The organism is Pseudomonas sp. R1-43-08 (assembly GCF_003852255.1).
Taxonomy (GTDB): Bacteria; Pseudomonadota; Gammaproteobacteria; order Pseudomonadales; family Pseudomonadaceae; genus Aquipseudomonas.
Window position 1 is genome coordinate 1,653,693 of sequence record NZ_CP027734.1, and the last position, 17,362, is coordinate 1,671,054.

At 56.4% G+C, this 17,362-nt stretch carries 20 protein-coding genes and 1 pseudogene; 14 read left to right on the top strand and 7 right to left on the bottom strand.

The features are described 5' to 3' along the window. Positions 1-68: 68 nt before the first annotated feature. Positions 69-1,415: a heavy metal sensor histidine kinase gene (locus C4J87_RS07500; protein ID WP_124366283.1), complete on the bottom strand. Its 1,347-nt coding sequence runs from the start codon at positions 1,413-1,415 to the stop codon at positions 69-71. Further along, complete coding sequence (locus C4J87_RS07505; protein ID WP_124366284.1) at positions 1,412-2,092, bottom strand: heavy metal response regulator transcription factor; 681 nt, start codon at positions 2,090-2,092, stop codon at positions 1,412-1,414. The genes C4J87_RS07500 and C4J87_RS07505 overlap by 4 nt, the downstream gene beginning before the upstream one ends. Before the next feature lie 155 nt (positions 2,093-2,247). On the opposite strand from C4J87_RS07505, the gene C4J87_RS07510 reads away from it, so the two are divergent. Together C4J87_RS07510 and queF are read left to right on the top strand one after the other, a co-directional pair. Beyond that, complete coding sequence (locus C4J87_RS07510) at positions 2,248-2,763, top strand: plastocyanin/azurin family copper-binding protein (protein WP_124366285.1); 516 nt, start codon at positions 2,248-2,250, stop codon at positions 2,761-2,763. Positions 2,764-2,829: 66 nt separating this feature from the next. Next, the gene (queF, locus tag C4J87_RS07515) at positions 2,830-3,660 is read left to right on the top strand and encodes an NADPH-dependent 7-cyano-7-deazaguanine reductase QueF (protein ID WP_124366286.1); all 831 of its coding nucleotides are present in this window, start codon (positions 2,830-2,832) and stop codon (positions 3,658-3,660) included. 135 nt (positions 3,661-3,795) lie between these two features. On the opposite strand, the gene C4J87_RS07520 is transcribed toward queF, so the two are convergent. Beyond that, on the bottom strand, positions 3,796-4,062 hold the full coding sequence (locus tag C4J87_RS07520) for a DUF4404 family protein (protein WP_124361814.1): 267 nt from the start codon (positions 4,060-4,062) through the stop codon (positions 3,796-3,798). A gap of 111 nt (positions 4,063-4,173) precedes the next feature. Further along, positions 4,174-4,782 (bottom strand): HAD family phosphatase, encoded by a 609-nt coding sequence (locus C4J87_RS07525; protein WP_124366287.1) that lies wholly within the window; start codon positions 4,780-4,782, stop codon positions 4,174-4,176. A 196-nt stretch (positions 4,783-4,978) separates the two neighbouring features. Between C4J87_RS07525 and C4J87_RS07530 the strand changes: the two genes are divergently transcribed. Beyond that, entirely contained in the window at positions 4,979-5,668 is a 690-nt protein-coding gene (locus C4J87_RS07530; protein WP_057722960.1) for a VacJ family lipoprotein, read from the top strand. 62 nt (positions 5,669-5,730) lie between these two features. Here C4J87_RS07530 and C4J87_RS07535 read toward each other — a convergent pair whose 3' ends face one another. Further along, positions 5,731-6,027: a PilZ domain-containing protein gene (locus C4J87_RS07535; RefSeq protein ID WP_124366288.1), complete on the bottom strand. Its 297-nt coding sequence runs from the start codon at positions 6,025-6,027 to the stop codon at positions 5,731-5,733. 276 nt (positions 6,028-6,303) lie between these two features. Between C4J87_RS07535 and rssB the strand changes: the two genes are divergently transcribed. Then, positions 6,304-7,485 carry a two-component system response regulator RssB gene (gene rssB / locus C4J87_RS07545; RefSeq protein WP_124361818.1) on the top strand — a complete coding sequence of 394 codons (1,182 nt, stop codon included), beginning with the start codon at positions 6,304-6,306 and terminating at the stop codon, positions 7,483-7,485. Continuing rightward, on the top strand, positions 7,485-7,967 hold the full coding sequence (gene rssC, locus C4J87_RS07550; protein WP_003172602.1) for an anti-sigma factor antagonist RssC: 483 nt from the start codon (positions 7,485-7,487) through the stop codon (positions 7,965-7,967). The genes rssB and rssC overlap by 1 nt, the downstream gene beginning before the upstream one ends. 197 nt (positions 7,968-8,164) lie before the next feature. On the opposite strand, the gene tal is transcribed toward rssC, so the two are convergent. Continuing rightward, positions 8,165-9,091, bottom strand: coding sequence for a transaldolase (gene tal / locus C4J87_RS07555; RefSeq protein ID WP_124366290.1), 927 nt, complete (start codon positions 9,089-9,091; stop codon positions 8,165-8,167). A 331-nt stretch (positions 9,092-9,422) separates the two neighbouring features. Then, positions 9,423-10,409, bottom strand: coding sequence for a tRNA dihydrouridine(20/20a) synthase DusA (gene dusA, locus C4J87_RS07560; RefSeq protein WP_124366291.1), 987 nt, complete (start codon positions 10,407-10,409; stop codon positions 9,423-9,425). Positions 10,410-10,617: 208 nt separating this feature from the next. Here dusA and C4J87_RS26595 point away from each other — a divergent pair, with 208 nt between their 5' ends. The 9 genes and pseudogenes from C4J87_RS26595 (at position 10,618) to C4J87_RS26325 (ending at position 17,333) form a co-directional block, all read left to right on the top strand. Beyond that, positions 10,618-10,749, top strand: coding sequence for a BrnT family toxin (locus tag C4J87_RS26595; protein WP_372238172.1), 132 nt, complete (start codon positions 10,618-10,620; stop codon positions 10,747-10,749). Positions 10,750-10,802: 53 nt separating this feature from the next. Continuing rightward, on the top strand, positions 10,803-11,111 hold the full coding sequence (locus C4J87_RS07570; RefSeq protein WP_124366292.1) for a BrnA antitoxin family protein: 309 nt from the start codon (positions 10,803-10,805) through the stop codon (positions 11,109-11,111). Between the two features lie 410 nt (positions 11,112-11,521). Continuing rightward, positions 11,522-13,516: an S-type pyocin domain-containing protein gene (locus C4J87_RS26215; protein WP_124366293.1), complete on the top strand. Its 1,995-nt coding sequence runs from the start codon at positions 11,522-11,524 to the stop codon at positions 13,514-13,516. Further along, positions 13,513-13,785, top strand: coding sequence for a colicin immunity domain-containing protein (locus tag C4J87_RS07580; RefSeq protein WP_124366294.1), 273 nt, complete (start codon positions 13,513-13,515; stop codon positions 13,783-13,785). Before C4J87_RS26215 ends, C4J87_RS07580 begins: the two co-directional genes overlap by 4 nt. Positions 13,786-14,084: 299 nt before the next feature. Further along, positions 14,085-14,450, top strand: a pseudogene (locus C4J87_RS07585) (S-type Pyocin); the annotation flags it as partial. Then, positions 14,447-14,719: a hypothetical protein gene (locus C4J87_RS07590; protein ID WP_124366295.1), complete on the top strand. Its 273-nt coding sequence runs from the start codon at positions 14,447-14,449 to the stop codon at positions 14,717-14,719. The pseudogene C4J87_RS07585 and the gene C4J87_RS07590, both read left to right, overlap by 4 nt. A gap of 404 nt (positions 14,720-15,123) precedes the next feature. Beyond that, positions 15,124-16,269: a hypothetical protein gene (locus tag C4J87_RS07595; RefSeq protein ID WP_124366296.1), complete on the top strand. Its 1,146-nt coding sequence runs from the start codon at positions 15,124-15,126 to the stop codon at positions 16,267-16,269. Between the two features lie 332 nt (positions 16,270-16,601). Beyond that, positions 16,602-16,967 carry a DUF6124 family protein gene (locus C4J87_RS07600; protein ID WP_124366297.1) on the top strand — a complete coding sequence of 122 codons (366 nt, stop codon included), beginning with the start codon at positions 16,602-16,604 and terminating at the stop codon, positions 16,965-16,967. A 147-nt stretch (positions 16,968-17,114) separates the two neighbouring features. Next, a complete protein-coding gene (locus C4J87_RS26325; RefSeq protein WP_124366298.1) occupies positions 17,115-17,333 on the top strand; it encodes a hypothetical protein in 219 nt (72 codons plus the stop codon). Positions 17,334-17,362 lie beyond the last annotated feature (29 nt).

Here is a 17,362-nt window from a genome sequence, read left to right on the forward strand (position 1 = left end):
CATTCTTCCTGCAAATGAGGACCACTGTGGGAGGGGGCTTGCTCCCGATAGGGCCGGCCCAGCCTGCATCAATCCCCCTGGGGTAACTCGATCACAAACCGTGTCCACCCCACCCCGGACTCACAAAAAATCCGCCCCCCATGCGCCCGTACAATCGACTGGGTAATCGCCAACCCCAGCCCCGCGTGTTCGCTGCTGCCTTCATGGCGCGCCGGGTCGGCCCGGTAGAACCGATCGAACAACCGCGGTAACAACTGCGCTGGAATGCCTTCCCCGGTGTTCTCAATCGTGAGTGTCACGCCGTCCACCATGCGTACCCGCACTTCGCCGCCCGCTGGCGTAAATCGCAGCGCGTTATCGAGCAGGTTCGACAGCGCCCGACGCAACATACCGCGATCACCCATCGTATGGGCTGTGCCTTCTCGCACCAGGCTGACGTGGGCGTCTTCGGCCAGCAACGCAAAAAACTCCAACAACGCCTCCACTTCATCGGCCAGCGCCAAAGGCTCGCGCTTGGGCACCAGCAAACCGTGATCGGCCTTGGCCAGGTACAGCATGTCGTTCACCAACTGCGCCATCCACTGCAGTTCCTCCAGGTTGCTGTGCAGCGCTTCGCGGTAGTCCTCCAAGGGGCGCGGCTGGGTCAGGATGACCTGGGTCTGGGTCAGCAGGTTCGACAGCGGTGTGCGCAACTCGTGGGCGATATCGGCGGAGAAGGCCGAGAGGCGCTGGAACGCATCGTCCAGCCGGCCCAGCATGGCGTTGAAGGTCTGGGCCAGCTCCGCCAGTTCTGCTGGCATTTGCTGGTGCGGCAAGCGTTGCGTCAGGGAATGCGCGGACACGCCGGCGGCGACTTCAGCCATGCGCCGCAATGGCCGCAACCCGCTGCGCGCCGCCCAGGCGCCGAGCAGTGCGGTGGCCAGGGCCGAGAGACCGACGGTCAGCCAGATCAAGCGTTGCATGCGTTGCAGGAAATGCTGGTGGTGGGTGATGTCGAGTATCAGGGTCAATTGCGCCGAGCTGGATTGGCCAGGGCTCAAGGGCGCGTTATACACGCGATAGGCGGTGCCTGCATTTTGCACGCTATGCAGGCCAGGGGCCTCGGGCAACGCCACGCCCGGCGCATCGTCAAGCCAGCGCTGGCCGGCCGTCGTGATGCGCAAGGCGAGGTCGGGTTGGTGGCTGAGGTCGGCACGCAGTTGGGGTTCGCGCTGGGCGAAGGCGTGCGGCGAGTCGACCCCCTGCAGCGTACTGCGCAGCGCCACGAGTTTGCTGTCCAATTGCTGCTGGTCCAGCTCGATGAAGTGCGCCTCGCTGGCATGGTTGAACAGCACGCCGGCCAGCAGCGAGACCACGGCGGTGCAGGCGGCAAACAGCAGCGCCAGGCGGCTGGCGAGGGACAAACGCTTGATCAAGTGAAGCGCTCCTCGAGTACATAGCCCATGCCGCGCACGGTGTGAATCAGCTTGTTGGGAAAGGCGTCGTCGACTTTCAGGCGCAGGCGGCGGATCGCCACTTCGATGATGTTGGTGTCGCTGTCGAAATTCATGTCCCACACCTGCGAGGCGATCAGGGATTTGGGCAGCACTTCGCCCTGGCGGCGCAGCAGCAGCTCCAGCAGGGCAAACTCCTTGGCGGTGAGGTCGATACGCTGGCCGCTGCGCTCAACGCGGCGACGGATAAGGTCCAGGCGCAGGTCGGTCAGTTGCAGGCAGGTTTCCTGCGGTGCACTGCTGCCGCGCCGTAACAGGCTGCGTACGCGGGCGAGCAGTTCGGAAAAGGCGAAGGGCTTGACCAGGTAATCGTCGGCGCCCAGCTCCAGGCCGTGCACGCGATCCGCCACCGCGTCGCGCGCGGTCAGGAACAACACCGGAATGTCCAGGCCGGCACTGCGCACCGCTTGCAGGATTTGCCAGCCGTCACGACCGGGCAGCATCACATCGAGGATCAACAAGTCATAGTCGCCAGTCAGCGCCAGGTGCTGCCCGCTGATACCGTCGGCCACCAGTTCGGTGGTGAACCCGGCTTCGGCCAGGCCCTGGCGCAGATAGTGGCCGGTTTTCGGTTGGTCTTCGACAATCAGCAGTTTCATGGGCGACTCTTGGCAGCGGTGGGCGCCGGGCTTTATACCGCGGGCTCCCAGGTAAGGGGGTAACCTGACAAAGTTGTAATCTAGCAGTCAGTTGGCTGGCAGCGAGGCCATCTTAAAGTGCTGGCCAAGCGAGTCACCCATTTGGAGATTCAGAGATGGCGTTGCGTACACCTGTGTTCCTGGCGGGCTGCCTGTTGGCCCTGAGTTTCGATGCCGTGGCCGATGGGGCCCACACCACCTATGCCTTCGGCCAGCCGGCCGCAGCGGCCACAGCCACGCGCACAGTTGAGGTGACCCTGCAGGATATTTCCTTTTCGCCCAAGTCCCTCGACGTCAAGGCCGGTGAGACGGTGCGCTTTGTGCTGATCAATAAAGGCCGGTTGCTGCATGAGTTCAACCTCGGCGACGCGGCCATGCACGCCGAACACCAGAAGGAAATGTTACAGATGCAGGCCAGCGGCATGCTTACGGCCACCGGTATGGGAGAAATGGACCACAGTAAAATGGACCATGGCGCGATGAAGCACGATGATCCGAACAGTGTGCTGGTCGAGCCCGGCAAAACCGCCGAGCTGACTTGGACGTTCTCCAAAGCCACTGACCTTGAGTTCGCCTGCAATCTTCCCGGGCATTACCAGGCGGGCATGGTCGGCAAACTGACCGTTGAGTAAGGCGTTCCTTAAGGGCGCGGGCAAAGGCTGGTAGACTTGTGCGGTTTATTTAGCCAGGTTTCCGCCATGCATCCCGCAGCCGAACATTCGCCGCTGGGCAAGTCCAGTGAATACATCTCCACTTACACCCCTTCGTTGCTGTTCCCGATCCCTCGCGCCGCCAAGTGGGCCGAGCTGGGCCTGAGCTCCGAGACCCTGCCTTACAAGGGCGTGGATTTCTGGAACTGCTTCGAACTGTCCTGGTTGCTGCCGTCCGGTAAACCGGTGGTGGCCATCGGTGAGTTCAGCATCCCGGCCGACTCGCCGAACATCATCGAGTCCAAGTCCTTCAAGCTGTACCTCAACTCGTTGAACCAGACCGCGTTTGCCGATACGCCGAGCCTGGAAGCCACCTTGCGCGCCGACCTCAGTGCCGCCGCCGGCAAACCGGTGAGCGTGCGCATTCGCAGCCTGGCCGAGATCGAGGCTGAGGGTGTGATGGCGTTGCCGGGCGTGTGCATCGATGATCTGGATATCAACGTCAGCAGCTACGAGCACCCACGTCCGGAATTGCTGCGCTGTGACGATTCGCGGGTAGTGGAAGAGAGCGTGCACAGCCACCTGCTCAAATCCAACTGCCCGGTCACCAGCCAGCCCGATTGGGGCAGCGTGGTGGTGGAGTACCGTGGCGCGGCGCTGGATCACGCCAGTCTGTTGGAATACCTGGTGAGCTTTCGCCAGCACTCGGACTTCCATGAACAGTGCGTGGAACGCATCTTCCTGGACCTGCAGCGCTTGCTCAAGCCTGAGAAGTTGACCGTGTATGCGCGGTATGTGCGGCGGGGTGGGTTGGATATCAACCCGTATCGCAGCACCGAAGAGATCGCGTTCCAGAACGTGCGCCTGGCGCGCCAGTAGCCTGCACACAAAGCAAATGTGGGAGGGGGCTTGCTCCCGATGCAGAGGTTCAGGCACAGATGCTGTGACTGACACTCTGCTATCGGGAGCAAGCCCCCTCCCACATTTTGGATCGGTGCTTGGCTGGCGGGCAGCTTAGATGCCGATGTTGCCCAGCGTTATCACGATGTTGCGCAGTGTCCCGGCAATGCCTGGATGGTCCAGTTCAAAACCTTCCACTGCCCGGTTTACATCGTCAGCGATGCTGGGGGTCTGGGTGGCCGGCTCCAGTTGTAGCTGCACGTCGAATTTGGCAATCAGCTCTTCGAGGGCTTCACGTTTTTCAGCGGGCAACTCTGGATGATCTTCCAGCTGTTTGCGCACGATATCGGCCTGCTGTTGTAACTTCTCGCGATCAGGCATGACGTTCTTTCCTTTTATCGATAGTCACTGGCATAGACCGCGGCACGCCGGGAAAGGTCTACGAACTGCTCTGTAGATTAATCCACTGCGGCCAACCGTGCATGATCCTTGTCAGGGCTTCTCGCCTTTGAGCCGGCGCAGGCGGATGTCGGCCAGGCAGGTGCCGAGTTCACCGAGGTGATCGATCACTGAGTGCACGCCTAATCCATAGAGCGCCACGGTGGCCTTGCCGCGCTTGTGCTCGCGTTCCTTGTCGCTCAGTGCTTGCCACTGCTGCGGCGCGACGCCGCACAGGGAGCCGCAGGAGGCCAGGCCGATGGTCCACAAGCCGGCATTCAGGCCCGATTGCAGCAGTCGCGGCTCGCCGCTGACCAGCACGCAACCGTCCAGACGCGTGATATTCAGCTCCATCAAGGCCTGCCAGCAAGCATGGGGCGCCGGCCAGCGGATGGCGGAGGGCGAGGCGGCCTTGAGCCAGGCGGGCAGGGTGGCGGCCAGTGGCGTAGTGATCGAGGGCGGCAATTCATCCAGCCAGGCGCAGGGCACGCCTTGTTCCTTCAGGCTGCGCAGAATTTTCAGGGCCCCGGGTGTGGTCTGGGAATCGGGGGAAGGGGAGTCGCTGCGCGCCTGGGAACCGAAATCCACCAGGCAGCCACTCAAACCAAACAACACGGCAGTCAACGCGGGGGCAGTGGTGACGGCTATCTCGGCATGCGGCATCTGAACGTCCCTGAAATAGTTACAACGCTATCGGGGTGGCATGACAAGTGGATGACACAGGTGGGTATTTGTAGGAATTTTGTCCAAATCATGAAAGTCGTTTCCTTGCGACTGCCTAAATCGACACTTCCGTCATATACTGACGGCCTTATTCAGGGCATAGCGCCCATGACAGACTATTCAAGGAGCAAAAGCTATGCGCTGGAGCCAATATTTCGCTCAGCTATCGGTGTGTGCCACCGTCCTGTTGGCACCGTTCGCCGCCCAAGCAGCGACCGAAGACGACCCATGGGAAAGCGTCAACCGCCCGATCTTCACCTTCAACGACACCGTTGACACCTACGCCCTCAAGCCAATCGCCCAAGGCTATCAGTTCGTCACCCCGCAATTCGTGCAGGACGGCGTTCACAACTTCTTCCGCAACATCGGCGATGTCGGCAACCTGGCCAACAACGTCCTGCAGCTCAAGCCTCACAATGCTGGCGTCGACACGGCTCGCCTGTTGGTCAACACCACATTCGGCGTACTGGGCTTCATCGATGTCGGCACCAAAATGGGGCTGCAGCGCAGCGATGAAGACTTCGGCCAGACCCTCGGCTACTGGGGCGTCGGCAGCGGCCCTTACGTGATGATCCCGTTGCTGGGCCCAAGCACCTTGCGCGATGCACCGTCCAAATACGTGGACAGCTACACCCAACCGTACCGCTACATGAACGATATCGGCTGGCGCAACAGCACCTTCGGCCTGAACGTGGTCGATACCCGTGCCAGCCTGCTCGACAGCGAGAAGCTGATCAGCGGCGACAAGTACACCTTTATCCGTAACGCTTACCTGCAGAACCGTGAGTTCAAGGTCAAGGACGGCAAGGTCGTCGACGACTTTTAAGCTGAGACGTTTTGAAATGAAAAAGGCGACCTTTGAACGGTCGCCTTTTTTGTGGGCGCATATCAGCGCATTTTCAGGATTCTGAGGCCCAGGTGCTGCTCATCGTCTGCAGCCTTGGTCCACACCACTTCGGTGTCGGCCTCAAGGCCCTTGAGCGCGGCGTGCTCTGAATCGATGCGCACCGTCAGCCGGTCGCCGACGCTGAACTGGCGAGGTGCCTGCACCTGCATGCCGGAGCTGGACAGGTCCAGGCAGACCCCTGCGATCTCCTGCCCGGCGTGGATCAAGGACACATCGGCATCCACCCGCATGCGGATGAAATCGCGTTTTTCGGCGTAGTCGCGCTCGTGTTCGCTCATTGAGTCCATCCTTACTTTGCGTTGTGGTGATGAGCGTTCTTATAACTCCCGGTGATTTGCGGTGTAAAGACGCCCGGCGACCATCGGCATGAGCTTGAAACCCCTCACGGATGGGAGTACCGTCTGCGCCTTAGAAGGGCACCTCTGCTTTACCGTTGTGCATGGGCGAAATCCCAATGCTTTGTAGGACAGAGAGGCTAGAAAGCGAATCCAGTACGTGAGCACGGCCATTGCCGAGCCGCCTACGCCAACCTAATTCTGGCGCCGTTTGCCCACATGCAAAAAACCAGTGCCACGCTGCTGATAATCGATGACGACGAAGTAGTGCGCGCGAGCCTCGCGGCCTATTTGGAAGACAGTGGCTTCAGCGTCCTGCAGGCCGGCAACGGCCAACAGGGTCTCCAGGTATTCGAGCGCGACAAGCCCGACCTCGTGATCTGCGACTTGCGCATGCCCCAAATGGGCGGCCTCGAGCTGATTCGCCAGGTGACCGAGCGTGCTCCGCAGACGCCGGTGATTGTCGTGTCCGGTGCCGGGGTCATGAATGACGCCGTTGAAGCCCTGCGCCTGGGCGCCGCCGATTACCTGATCAAGCCCCTGGAAGACCTGGCCGTGCTGGAGCACTCGGTGCGCCGCGCCCTGGACCGTGCCCGGCTGTTGCTCGAAAACCAGCGCTACCGCGAAAAACTCGAGACCGCCAACCGCGAGCTCGAAGCCAGCCTGAACCTGCTCCAGGAAGACCAGAACGCCGGTCGCCAGGTGCAGATGAACATGCTGCCGGTCAGCCCGTGGACCATTGACGAATTCAAGTTTGCCCACCAGATCATCCCGTCGTTGTACCTGTCGGGTGATTTCGTCGACTATTTCCGAGTGGATGAGCGGCGTGTGGCGTTCTACCTGGCCGACGTCTCCGGCCACGGTGCGTCCTCAGCGTTCGTCACCGTGTTGTTGAAGTTCATGACGACGCGGTTGCTGTTCGAATCCAAGCGCAACGGCACTTTGCCCGAGTTCACCCCCTCCGAGGTGCTGGGCCACATCAACCGGGGCCTGATCAGCTGTAAGCTGGGCAAGCACGTGACGATGGTCGGCGGCGTGATCGATGAAGAAACCGGTCTTTTGACCTACAGCATTGGCGGTCACCTGCCGATGCCGGTTCTATACACTCCTGACAGTGTGCGTTACCTGGAAGGGCGTGGCCTGCCGGTGGGCTTGTTCAATGAAGCCACCTACGAAGACCACATCCTGGAACTGCCGCCGACTTTCAGCCTGACGCTGATGTCCGACGGTATCCTGGACCTTCTTCCAGAGCCTACACTCAAAGAGAAAGAAGCCGCCTTGCCCCAAAAGGTCAAGTCGGCGGGCGGCAGCCTGGATGGTCTGCGGCAGGTTTTTGGATTGGCCACGCTAGGGGAGATGCCGGATGATATCGCCCTATTGGTGTTGAGCAGGAATCTTTGATGAGTACCGGAAGAATCCAATTCGCCGAGCAAGACGGGACCTTCGTCCTGAAGTTTGTCGGTGAAGTGCGCCTGACTCTGTGTTCGGCGCTGGATGCGACGATTGAGCGGATCTTCACAGCGCTGAACTTCTCGGCGATCGTGATCGATCTGACCGAAACCCGCAGCATCGATAGCACCACCCTGGGCCTGCTGGCCAAGTTGTCCATTCTGTCTCGGCAGAAGGTTGGCCTGTTGCCGACCGTCGTCACCACCCACGAAGACATCACCCGGCTGTTACAGTCCATGGGCTTCGACCAGGTGTTCAACATCGTTGACCGCCCGATCCCCTGCCCGGAATGCCTGACCGACCTGCCTTCACAGGATCAGTCCGAAGAAGTCGTACGGGTCAAGGTGCTGGAAGCACACAAGATCCTGATGGGCTTGAACGAGTCCAACCGCGAAGCTTTCCACGACCTCGTCAACGCCCTGGAACGCCACTGATCCTCAATTGAAATGCGGTCAAATGTGGGAGGGGGCTTGCCCCCGATAGCGGTGTGTCAGTCATGAATAAGCTGACTGACACTCTGCCATCGGGGGCAAGCTCCCTCCCACAGTTTGACCTGCGACAGGCTTGAAACCTGCGCCCACAAAAAAGGGCGGCACCCGCCAAGGTGCCGCCCTTTTTGCCGCCTACGCTTTTACAGCTTGGCCGACAACAACGCCTCCAGCTTCTCCTGATCCCGAGCAAACTGACGAATCCCCTCCGCCAGCTTCTCAGTCGCCATCGCATCTTCGTTGGATTCCCAACGGAACTGCGCTTCAGTCATATGCACCCGCGCTTCACCGGCGTGCCCTGGCGCCAACTTGCGTTCCAGCTTGCCTTCATCGGCTGCCAGCTTCTCCAGCAAATCCGGGCTGATGGTCAGGCGATCACACCCGGCCAACTCTTCGATCTGGCTCAGGTTACGGAAGCTCGCACCCATCACCACGGTCTTATAGCCATTGGCCTTGTAGTAGTTGTAGATGCGCGTCACCGACTGCACGCCCGGGTCATCGGAACCGGTGTAGTCGTTGCCATTGGCCTTCTTGTACCAATCGTAGATACGGCCCACGAACGGCGAAATCAGGAACACACCTGCTTCAGCGCACGCCACGGCCTGGGCGAAGGAGAACAGCAGCGTCAGGTTGGTCTGGATGCCTTCTTTTTCCAGTTTTTCCGCTGCGCGGATACCTTCCCAGGTGGACGCGATCTTGATCAGCACACGGTCACGGCTAACGCCGGCCTTGTCGTACAGATCGATCAGACGGTGCGCACGCTTGAGGATCGCTTCTTCGTCAAACGATAGACGGGCGTCCACCTCAGTGGAAATACGGCCCGGTACGACTTTAAGGATCTCCTGGCCAACCGCCACTGCGAAACGGTCACTGGCCAGGCCCACGTCGCCGTTGCAGTCCTGCACACATTCATCCAGCAGCTTGGCATAGCCAGAGATCGACGAAGCCTTGAGCAGCAGGGAAGGGTTAGTGGTCGCGTCTTGCGGCTTGAGCTTGGCGAGGGTAGAAAAATCGCCGGTATCGGCTACGACGGTGGTGAATTGCTTGAGTTGTTCCAGCTTGGAAGTCATGGGCGTGCTCTGTCCTGTGGGTCTGATGACATTACCCGAGCGCTGGCAGGCGCTCAAGGGCGCAAATGCGTTAGGTCGTTTGCGAGGGCAACAACCTGAAAACAGCCGTATGAATGGCGGTCGTACTGCTCAATAGGAGGGCAAAACCGCCGCCAGGTTCAACCCAATTGCCCGATAGCGCCTTCATGGCCACTGGGCCTGCCCCAAATAATGTAGGAGCGAGCTTGCTCGCGAAAAACGTCAACGATAACGCGTGCGTTCTGAATAAGCGCGGCGGCTATGGATTTCTCGCGAGCAAGCTCGCTCCTACAAAAGCCCATCAGCTACCCAGTCACCGCCCTTCCAACAACTCCCCAGCCTGATCCAGCAACGCCAACGGGTCCGCCGCCTTATGAATATCCACCGACAACAACTGCCTGAACCTGCGCGCCCCCGGAAAACCAGTGCCCAGCCCCAACACATGCCGAGTAATGTGATGCATCGTCCCACCACTGGCCAAATGCTCAGCAATGTACGGCCGCAACTGCGCCAACGCCTCCGCCCGACCAATCACCGGCACCTCACTGCCAAACAACCGCTGATCTACCTGCGCCAACAGATACGGATTGTGATAAGCCTCCCGCCCCAGCATTACCCCATCAAACGTCTGCAAATGCTCCTGGCACTGCTCCAACGTCTTGATCCCACCGTTGAGAATAATCTCAAGCGCCGGGAAATCCTGCTTCAACTGCGCCGCCACGTCATAGCGCAATGGCGGAATATCGCGATTCTCCTTCGGCGACAACCCCTCCAGAATCGCAATCCGCGCATGCACGGTAAAACTCGTGCAACCGGCATCCTTCACCGTGCCGACAAAATCACACAGCTCGGCATAACTGTCCCGGCCATTGATGCCAATACGGTGCTTCACCGTCACCGGAATCGACACCGCATCGCGCATCGCCTTCACACAGTCCGCAACCAGGGCAGGGTGGGCCATCAGGATCGCGCCGATCATGTTGTTCTGCACACGATCGCTGGGGCAGCCGACGTTCAGGTTCACCTCGTCGTAACCGGCGGCCTCGGCCATACGCGCGCAGGCGGCCAGATCGGCGGGGACACTGCCGCCTAATTGCAACGCCAACGGGTGCTCGGCTTCGTTGTGACGCAGGAAGCGCTCGTGATCTCCGTGGAGGATTGCGCCTGTGGTGACCATTTCGGTGTAGAGCAGGGTGTGCTTGGAGAGCAGGCGTAGGAAGAACCGGCAGTGGCGGTCGGTCCAGTCCATCATGGGGGCGACGGAGAAGCGGCGGGAGAGTGGGGCGGATTGTAGGGGCATGGGGGAATCTGAGTTAGCGAGGCGAATGGGGCGTAGTTTATCAGGGATGCTTGCCAGGTACTTGGCGGGTTCTCACGGCTAGTTACTTAATCTCCAGTGACACCTGGAGCGCGTGCCGGTTAGGGTTTCGACGTAAACCTTGTGTTGGCGACTGTTCCCGGCGAGAGACGCTCGCAACGTTTCAGAGCGTAGTCTTCCATTTGCGCTGGTGCGAGCCTTTGAATGGTCTACGGCCTTGATCCTGGAGGATGATCGATTCGACTACGTTGAGTGTCGTTATCGGGCGATGGAGTACATAGGGGATCGGCTTCATGTCGTAGTGTTTACCCGACAGGGGTGACGCGGTCCACGTCATCAGCTTTCGTAAAGCTAACAAACGAGAGGTCAAAAATTATGACCAAGAAACCCAGTCCTGAAATGGTCGATACGGCAAACCCCGAATGGTCGGCCGAGGACTTTGCTAAGGCCAAGCCAGCCAGCGAGGTGCTTGTGGGATTGTTTGGCAAAGCTCAGGCGAAGGAAATGCTCAAGCCAAAGCGTGGCCGGCCAAAGTCGGTAGCCACTAAAGAGCACGTTAATGTTCGTTTTGATGCTGAGGTGCTGGAGAAATTCAGGGCTTCTGGGCCGGGCTGGCAAACGCGAATGAATGCCGCCTTGGCTGGCTGGCTCAAGACGCATACGCCGGATGAGTCAGGATGCTAACAAGTGCAGGACGCCGCAGGATTGGAGCGACAGACATCCGCTGCTGAATTGGGGCTCAGCGGGCCTTAACTGCTGCGGCTAACTCACGTTATCCGCAATAACCAGAGTCTACGTACGCATCTGAATACGGTTCATTGGTAATGGCTAATAGAAATCACTACCGTTTGTCAGTCTAAATATGCACAGGTGCATTTTTTGTTGCTGTCTTGGCTGTATGTACATACAGTGTCTGTGCGACATGATGAAGAGTGCAGAAGGCGGGGATTTTTGTTCGTTGAGCTTCCCAGAAACAGAAAACTTGAGAGCCGAAGCCGTTCGTCAGAGCGTAGTAAGGTGATGGGTGAACCAACCTCCATCCTATTGAGATATACCGAGCATTTATACTGGCCCTAGCGAAAAGGAAATTCACTATGCCTAATGGCGATACGATTTATCTTCCAGAAATTGAAGTCAACGTTATTAATAGATATGAACCTCAGGTATTTGGAGGTGGCGGGGGCGATAACAGCGATTTTTCATTTAGTCCTGCAGGACAGCTAAACATTGCGACAATAATTAATACATACCCACCAATCATTGCTCAAAATGTTAATGATCAAGAGGCAAGCGTTGCAGCAAAACTTCGTTCGATGCCCACTTCTATAGCAGAAAGTATTAACGCCATAGAAAAAAATGAAGGCGGCTCCGAAAATGAAGTAGTGCAAATTGAAAAGCACATTCGCTCGGTAGATACGCTAATCGCTCAAAAAACCCAGGGGTACGCTGCTCAAAAGGCGGAGGCTGATAAGTACTATTACGGCGACTTCTTTCGTTTCCCCACTATGCAATTTATTAAAAGTGCAATCAGCGGGGGGAGGACAAATTATCCTCCGGAACAGAACTATAGAGAATGGTACGCCTCACTTGAGGCTGCGTATGCTGCGAAATACAGCAACCGCGAGATCGATTATTTGAATGCCCTGAAGCAGAACCTTCAAGCACAGGCTAATCAAGCACGCGCAGACGCCGAGGCCAAACGTATTGCCGATGAGGCGGCAGCTGCGCAAGCCGCAAGGGTTGCAGCTGAGGCTGAAGCCAAACGCGTGGCTGACGAGGCAGCCGCTGCTGAAGCAGCGAGATTTGCGGCAGAGGCGGAGGCTAAGCGTATCGCAGACGAAGCGGCTGCGGCTGAAACCGCCCGTTTGGCCGCTGAGGCCGAAGCTAAACGTATCGCTGATGAGGCAGCCTCCGCAGAAGCCGCGAGGGTAGCAGCAGAGGCGGAAGCTAAGCGGATCGCGGCGGAAGCGGCAGCCACCGAGGCCGCGAGGGTCGCGGCAGAAGCACAACGGGTGGCCCAACAGCAAGCCGCTCGGCAGGCGGTATTCAGGACCGCCGGCACATTGGTCATGCCTGCAAATGCCACCGCGATCACTGTTTCGGGGCAAGGTCTGATTCAAGTCGGTGAAGGTGCTGCCGTCCTGGCCAAGGCTGTTGCCGATGGCATTGCTGAGCTTGGCCGAATCCTTTTAGTAGGTCCGGGCATGTACATTGCTACATTCGTGACGCTAGGTTTGTACTCCAGCCCCACCGCGAATGACGCGCAGGATCGTACACCTGATCGCATCCGTTATGGTCTGGGTTTGCCGGCCGAACAGTTGGGGCTTCCTCCAGGCACCGACCTGCAAAGCATCGCATTGGCTCAAGGCACCATCGAACTGCCATGGCGCTTGACCAACGAAGCCAAGGGTGATCGATCACTCATTTCAGTAGTCAGTGCTGATGGTGTGAATGTACCCAAGGCGGTTCCTGTGCGGGCGGCAACGCTGAATGCCACAACAGGGCTCTATGAGGTAGTCCTCCCCAGTACAATCTCTGCCCAGCCACCGATTACGTTGACCTGGACACCGGCAGCAGCGCCGGGAAGTGAGAACCCATCGAGCACAACGCCTGCGGTCACTCCAGAAATCCCGGTTTACGCCGGCACTACGTTAGAAACGATCACGGTTACGGCTGAGACTTATCCGGGTGTAATCACGACCTCTGAGGACCTGATCACCTGGTTTCCAGCGGATTCGGGTATTGCACCGGTTTACGTGATGTTTAGCGAACCTTTGGATTCGGGGATATTTACGCGTAAACAGCTAGATAGAAAGTTCAAACATGCTAAAAGTTTTGGTATAACGGATACACGTAAAAATACGGAGACGTTAACAAAGCTCAGGGATGCTATAGATGAGCATCTTGCTGATGCTGATACGCATCCCCAAGGAACTTATCAACGAGAGGAGGGTTCAAAAGTATTCTTTAACCCAAAAACAAACAATGCAGTCATCCTTGATAAAGAAGGAAAATTTGTCTCGGGCTGGAAGCTTGATCCAAACACTCCACAATTTAAAAACTATGTGGAAAAAGGAGTACTACAATGAGTCTCGAACTGATCGACCTCGCAAAGCAGTTTGTAGCTGGCAGCTTATCTGCCGAAGCTTTCGCTGAACCTTATATCTCAAAGTGGAGCGATGAGCGTGATGCGGATAAGCTTAAAGACGATGATGTTAATTTATCAGAGTGTGCATCAAGCATATTTGTACTTGCTGATAGCTACAATCCCGACCTTGACCGCAGGGTGAGCGAACTCGACGAGGACAGTTTGAGAGGTGAGGTGAAAGCGACTCTAGAAAAATTCAAATTAAGTTAATTTCTCAATACCTATGGAAGGCCCAGCTAAAGCTGGGCTTCCTATTTTCTGAATATTGCCACTTTATTACACCTTCTATTCTGACTGGCCAAGTCGGCGAGAGCGTTGGACAGGTCTTCGGGGAGGTTTAGAGATATCCCATTCATGGCGGTCTAAATGGTGGATCGTTTTGGGGCACTTTACACCGTGGAGCGCTGGCTTGAATCGGCAAGTCATCGCTAGGTGTATCAGGAGGTGGTTCGTTCGCTTTTACTCTCTGATCTTACCGTCGGATGTAGTGGTCTGACCCCGATATTTTACAAGATCTTGATTGGGCAACGGCAACGGTGACTCAGGAAGGTATTGATCTGGTTAAGTTGCATACGTCACGATTCGATCCATCAGACGCTAATAAAATCATGCTTGGCCGACTTGAGAAGATTTTGAGTGGTCAGATATCAATTACTGATATTGATAAACGTTTTTACACACATGAAATTCGAGAGCTTGAGCGGTATAGGGCATTGGGAGTCGCAGATGGTGTGAAACCGGATGATGATACCATCTGGAATAGTGCCCATACTGCTACCTTAGAGGACTATAGTCTAAAAGACGGATTTGATTTATTTTACACGCCAGAAGCGATAGAAGCTGACGACGCGCAAGTAGAGAGAGAAGAAAAATGAGTGTTATTACTAAGATAGTGCAATCAGAAACTCCCGAAGATGTCATTCTGTTCGCAACTCGGAGTGAAAGTGGCATCTCCTACCCAAGATTAGATGGGCTGTACAGTCGAAACGGCTGGGTCAATATTGGCAACAATCTTGAACTTATGAAGTTGGTTCACAATATGGCGCTAGAGGGATTAGTTGTTTATAAAGGCTTAACCCTGACAAAAGGGCCAAACTGGAGAAGCCCTACATTCTTGTCTGAGAATAAATACACATTTGAGTGATATATAGGCCTGCAAAAAAACCCAGCTCAGGCTGGGTTTTTTTTTGCCTGAACATTGAAAATTTATTCCTCTCCGTGTTCTGGATACTTTCGATGCTTGTGCTTTTTGGTATACCCAAATGGGTCATGGGCATGAGACGTTATTTTCGTATTACAAGAATCTGAATACCTTTTCGAGACGCGCCACGACAAACGTCTTGAACCTAATGAGACAAAACAGGACTGCCGGGGTAATTGCAAATAGCGTGAGCCCGCTACAATGGAGTGCGAGCCAGCTCCATCGAATGCAAGTCTACTTGCCTTAATCTGAGCCGGGACCTTTAACTGGTGCAGTTAATATGAGCCAGAAATGCTGCTGAATGCGAGCCCGCGTGTTTTCAAACATTTTGTCAGGGAGTGATGGCTGTGGCAGATTCAAGAGTTGGCGTTTTTTTTAGAACAGTTGCAATGTGGCTATTGTGCGTGATCTTCGTGATAATCGGCCTTGGAGGAATGTTTACGAACTTTCTTGCGGGGCTCATCATCCTCCTAGGTGCTTGCATCTTCGTCCCTCAGTTCAATCGAAAAATTAAAGACAAAGTAAACGTCACAGTGACCCCAGGAGCGCGTGCGGTGATTGCCGTCGTTTGCCTCGGCCTGTTTTCGTATACCAGCAGTAAGTCTTTGGATGCTGATCGTGCCCAGCATCAGGCTCAGGAAGCCTTAGCGAACCAGCAGAAGGTCGAACAGGCTCAAAAGGAAAAGCGCGAGCAAGTTGTTGCTAATAAGGATGCAATATTGGTAGAGATGCACGGCCTGATTGCAAAGCAAGACTACTCGGGAGCTATCGCTTTAGGTAATAAGTACAGCGATGCAGGCAGTCTCGAAATTGATCAAGCCCTTTCGCAGGCATTCATCAAAAAAGTAGACGCTGATAAGCAGCAACTTAAGGCGACTGTCCTCGCGTCTCTGGCAAGTATCAAGCAGGACGATTACAAAGGCCTAGCTTCTACTTATTCAAAGCTTGCTTCGATTGACCAGGCATATCAAACCAATGCTGACAAGTTTTCCAAGCTTGCTGAACAGCAGGCCGAGGAACAGAACGCTCGTGGGCGCGCTATTTCTGAGAAAGCACGTCGGCAGAGCATGGGCCTTACCTGGAACTATGCAGAAGATGAAGACACCATGTCCGGCAAACCGATGCGTCGAGCTTACGTGGCGTCCATCAACACTGTTGATTTCAAGTTTCCGTACGCTGGCGTGCAGCGAGCAACGTTGACCATCCGTAAGCATCCGCGCTGGGGTACCTCAGTGTATGTGGCGATTGAGAAAGGTCAATTCGTATGCGGGTACGATGACTGCGAAGTTAGAGTGAAGTTTTCCAAAGGTAAGTCCCAGCGCATGTCGGCGAGTGAGCCAGATGATCACAGTTCCGATCTGCTTTTCATCAGTAATGCTTCGTCGTTTATTGCCCAAGCTCGGAAGTCCGATAAGGTCTACATCGAGGCTAACTTCTATCAAGAAGGCAGTAGGATTTTCGAGTTCGACATCCCAGACCTTGATTGGAAATAATTAGAATCTACGAATTTATCGGGGCAAGCCACGATACTTCTTGAGAAACTTCCCACACTTTTCTCAGCTTGCCCCTCAGACCACCCCTAGCTAACCTCCTCAAGCCGCTGCCAATCCAGCGGTCGGATGTGGAAGTCCGTACCAAGCTAAGACGCAATCGTCACAAACACCTACCGGCGTTTTTTTACGTCTGTATCATGTGTTTCGGCGGCTGTGCGCGGGGCACTTCGGTGCGCCGGGTCCTTAGCCCTGGTCTTCCACACCTGCGTACAGCTGCCACCTCTCATGTGGAAGTGAGACTGGTAGTTCCTGAATAGTTAAGGAGCTTCGCCATGTACAAGGTCACACCTAATCCGCCTTATGCTTCAAACGCTGCATCCTCTGACCCCAAGCTTCGAGCCGCAGCCCAACGAGCAATCCACCATCACTTGCCCCCATCCGACGACGCTACCGCCGCCGAACACCCAAGCAACAACATCTTCCTCGTCAACCCAACCCTCGACCCCGAAACCCTCCTGGCCAACACCGCCGAAAACCTCGCCTCCGCCAACGAAATGGCCGCCACCCTGGCGTTCGACCTCGACGACTCCCAACGCGCCATCGCCCTGGGCATCCAGCAGTTAATCGAGTTGAGCGCATTGCTCGTAGTCCGAGCCCAAGAACAAGTTGCGCCTGTAACCAAACCAATCAAAGCCTGACAACCCAACCCTGCCGCCTTACCCCAAGGCGGCAACCTGAACTCATGCTGTCTCGCAGCGAAGTTTCATAATTCCCTGCGGCGCTGAGGTCTACGATTCTCTGCTAGAGAGGACCCCAACGCCTCCAGCCCACAGGGAACTGAAACCATGATTTCGAACCTCATCAAAGTCTTGATGATCACCGGCACGTTGCTGTTGAGCGCTTGTTCATCTTCACCCGCCGTAAGCAGTGACCCGTGCTTTTCAGGTGGGTGCCAGGCATTTGGTGACCACAGCCCCAGCAAAGCCACCAAGATGAATTTTGGTGGCAGTGGGCTGGGGAGTAGTTATGGGGAGTATGGGTCGGGGTTGTTGCATGATGATTGAGGGGGTGGTGGGGCAGTCACTGGTGTGGT

What these genes read in the sequence shown, in the direction of transcription:
- C4J87_RS07570 (WP_124366292.1), top strand. Translation starts at nt 10,803, where the DNA reads ATGACCAAGAAACCCAGTCCTGAAATGGTCGATACGGCAAACCCCGAA.
- C4J87_RS07525 (WP_124366287.1), bottom strand. Translation starts at nt 4,782, where the DNA reads ATGCCGCATGCCGAGATAGCCGTCACCACTGCCCCCGCGTTGACTGCC.
- C4J87_RS07580 (WP_124366294.1), top strand. Translation starts at nt 13,513, where the DNA reads ATGAGTCTCGAACTGATCGACCTCGCAAAGCAGTTTGTAGCTGGCAGC.
- rssC (WP_003172602.1), top strand. Translation starts at nt 7,485, where the DNA reads ATGAGTACCGGAAGAATCCAATTCGCCGAGCAAGACGGGACCTTCGTC.
- tal (WP_124366290.1), bottom strand. Translation starts at nt 9,091, where the DNA reads ATGACTTCCAAGCTGGAACAACTCAAGCAATTCACCACCGTCGTAGCC.
- C4J87_RS26215 (WP_124366293.1), top strand. Translation starts at nt 11,522, where the DNA reads ATGCCTAATGGCGATACGATTTATCTTCCAGAAATTGAAGTCAACGTT.
- queF (WP_124366286.1), top strand. Translation starts at nt 2,830, where the DNA reads ATGCATCCCGCAGCCGAACATTCGCCGCTGGGCAAGTCCAGTGAATAC.
- C4J87_RS26325 (WP_124366298.1), top strand. Translation starts at nt 17,115, where the DNA reads ATGATTTCGAACCTCATCAAAGTCTTGATGATCACCGGCACGTTGCTG.
- dusA (WP_124366291.1), bottom strand. Translation starts at nt 10,409, where the DNA reads ATGCCCCTACAATCCGCCCCACTCTCCCGCCGCTTCTCCGTCGCCCCC.
- C4J87_RS07600 (WP_124366297.1), top strand. Translation starts at nt 16,602, where the DNA reads ATGTACAAGGTCACACCTAATCCGCCTTATGCTTCAAACGCTGCATCC.
- C4J87_RS07535 (WP_124366288.1), bottom strand. Translation starts at nt 6,027, where the DNA reads ATGAGCGAACACGAGCGCGACTACGCCGAAAAACGCGATTTCATCCGC.
- C4J87_RS07520 (WP_124361814.1), bottom strand. Translation starts at nt 4,062, where the DNA reads ATGCCTGATCGCGAGAAGTTACAACAGCAGGCCGATATCGTGCGCAAA.
- C4J87_RS07530 (WP_057722960.1), top strand. Translation starts at nt 4,979, where the DNA reads ATGCGCTGGAGCCAATATTTCGCTCAGCTATCGGTGTGTGCCACCGTC.
- C4J87_RS07590 (WP_124366295.1), top strand. Translation starts at nt 14,447, where the DNA reads ATGAGTGTTATTACTAAGATAGTGCAATCAGAAACTCCCGAAGATGTC.
- rssB (WP_124361818.1), top strand. Translation starts at nt 6,304, where the DNA reads ATGCAAAAAACCAGTGCCACGCTGCTGATAATCGATGACGACGAAGTA.
- C4J87_RS07505 (WP_124366284.1), bottom strand. Translation starts at nt 2,092, where the DNA reads ATGAAACTGCTGATTGTCGAAGACCAACCGAAAACCGGCCACTATCTG.
- C4J87_RS07510 (WP_124366285.1), top strand. Translation starts at nt 2,248, where the DNA reads ATGGCGTTGCGTACACCTGTGTTCCTGGCGGGCTGCCTGTTGGCCCTG.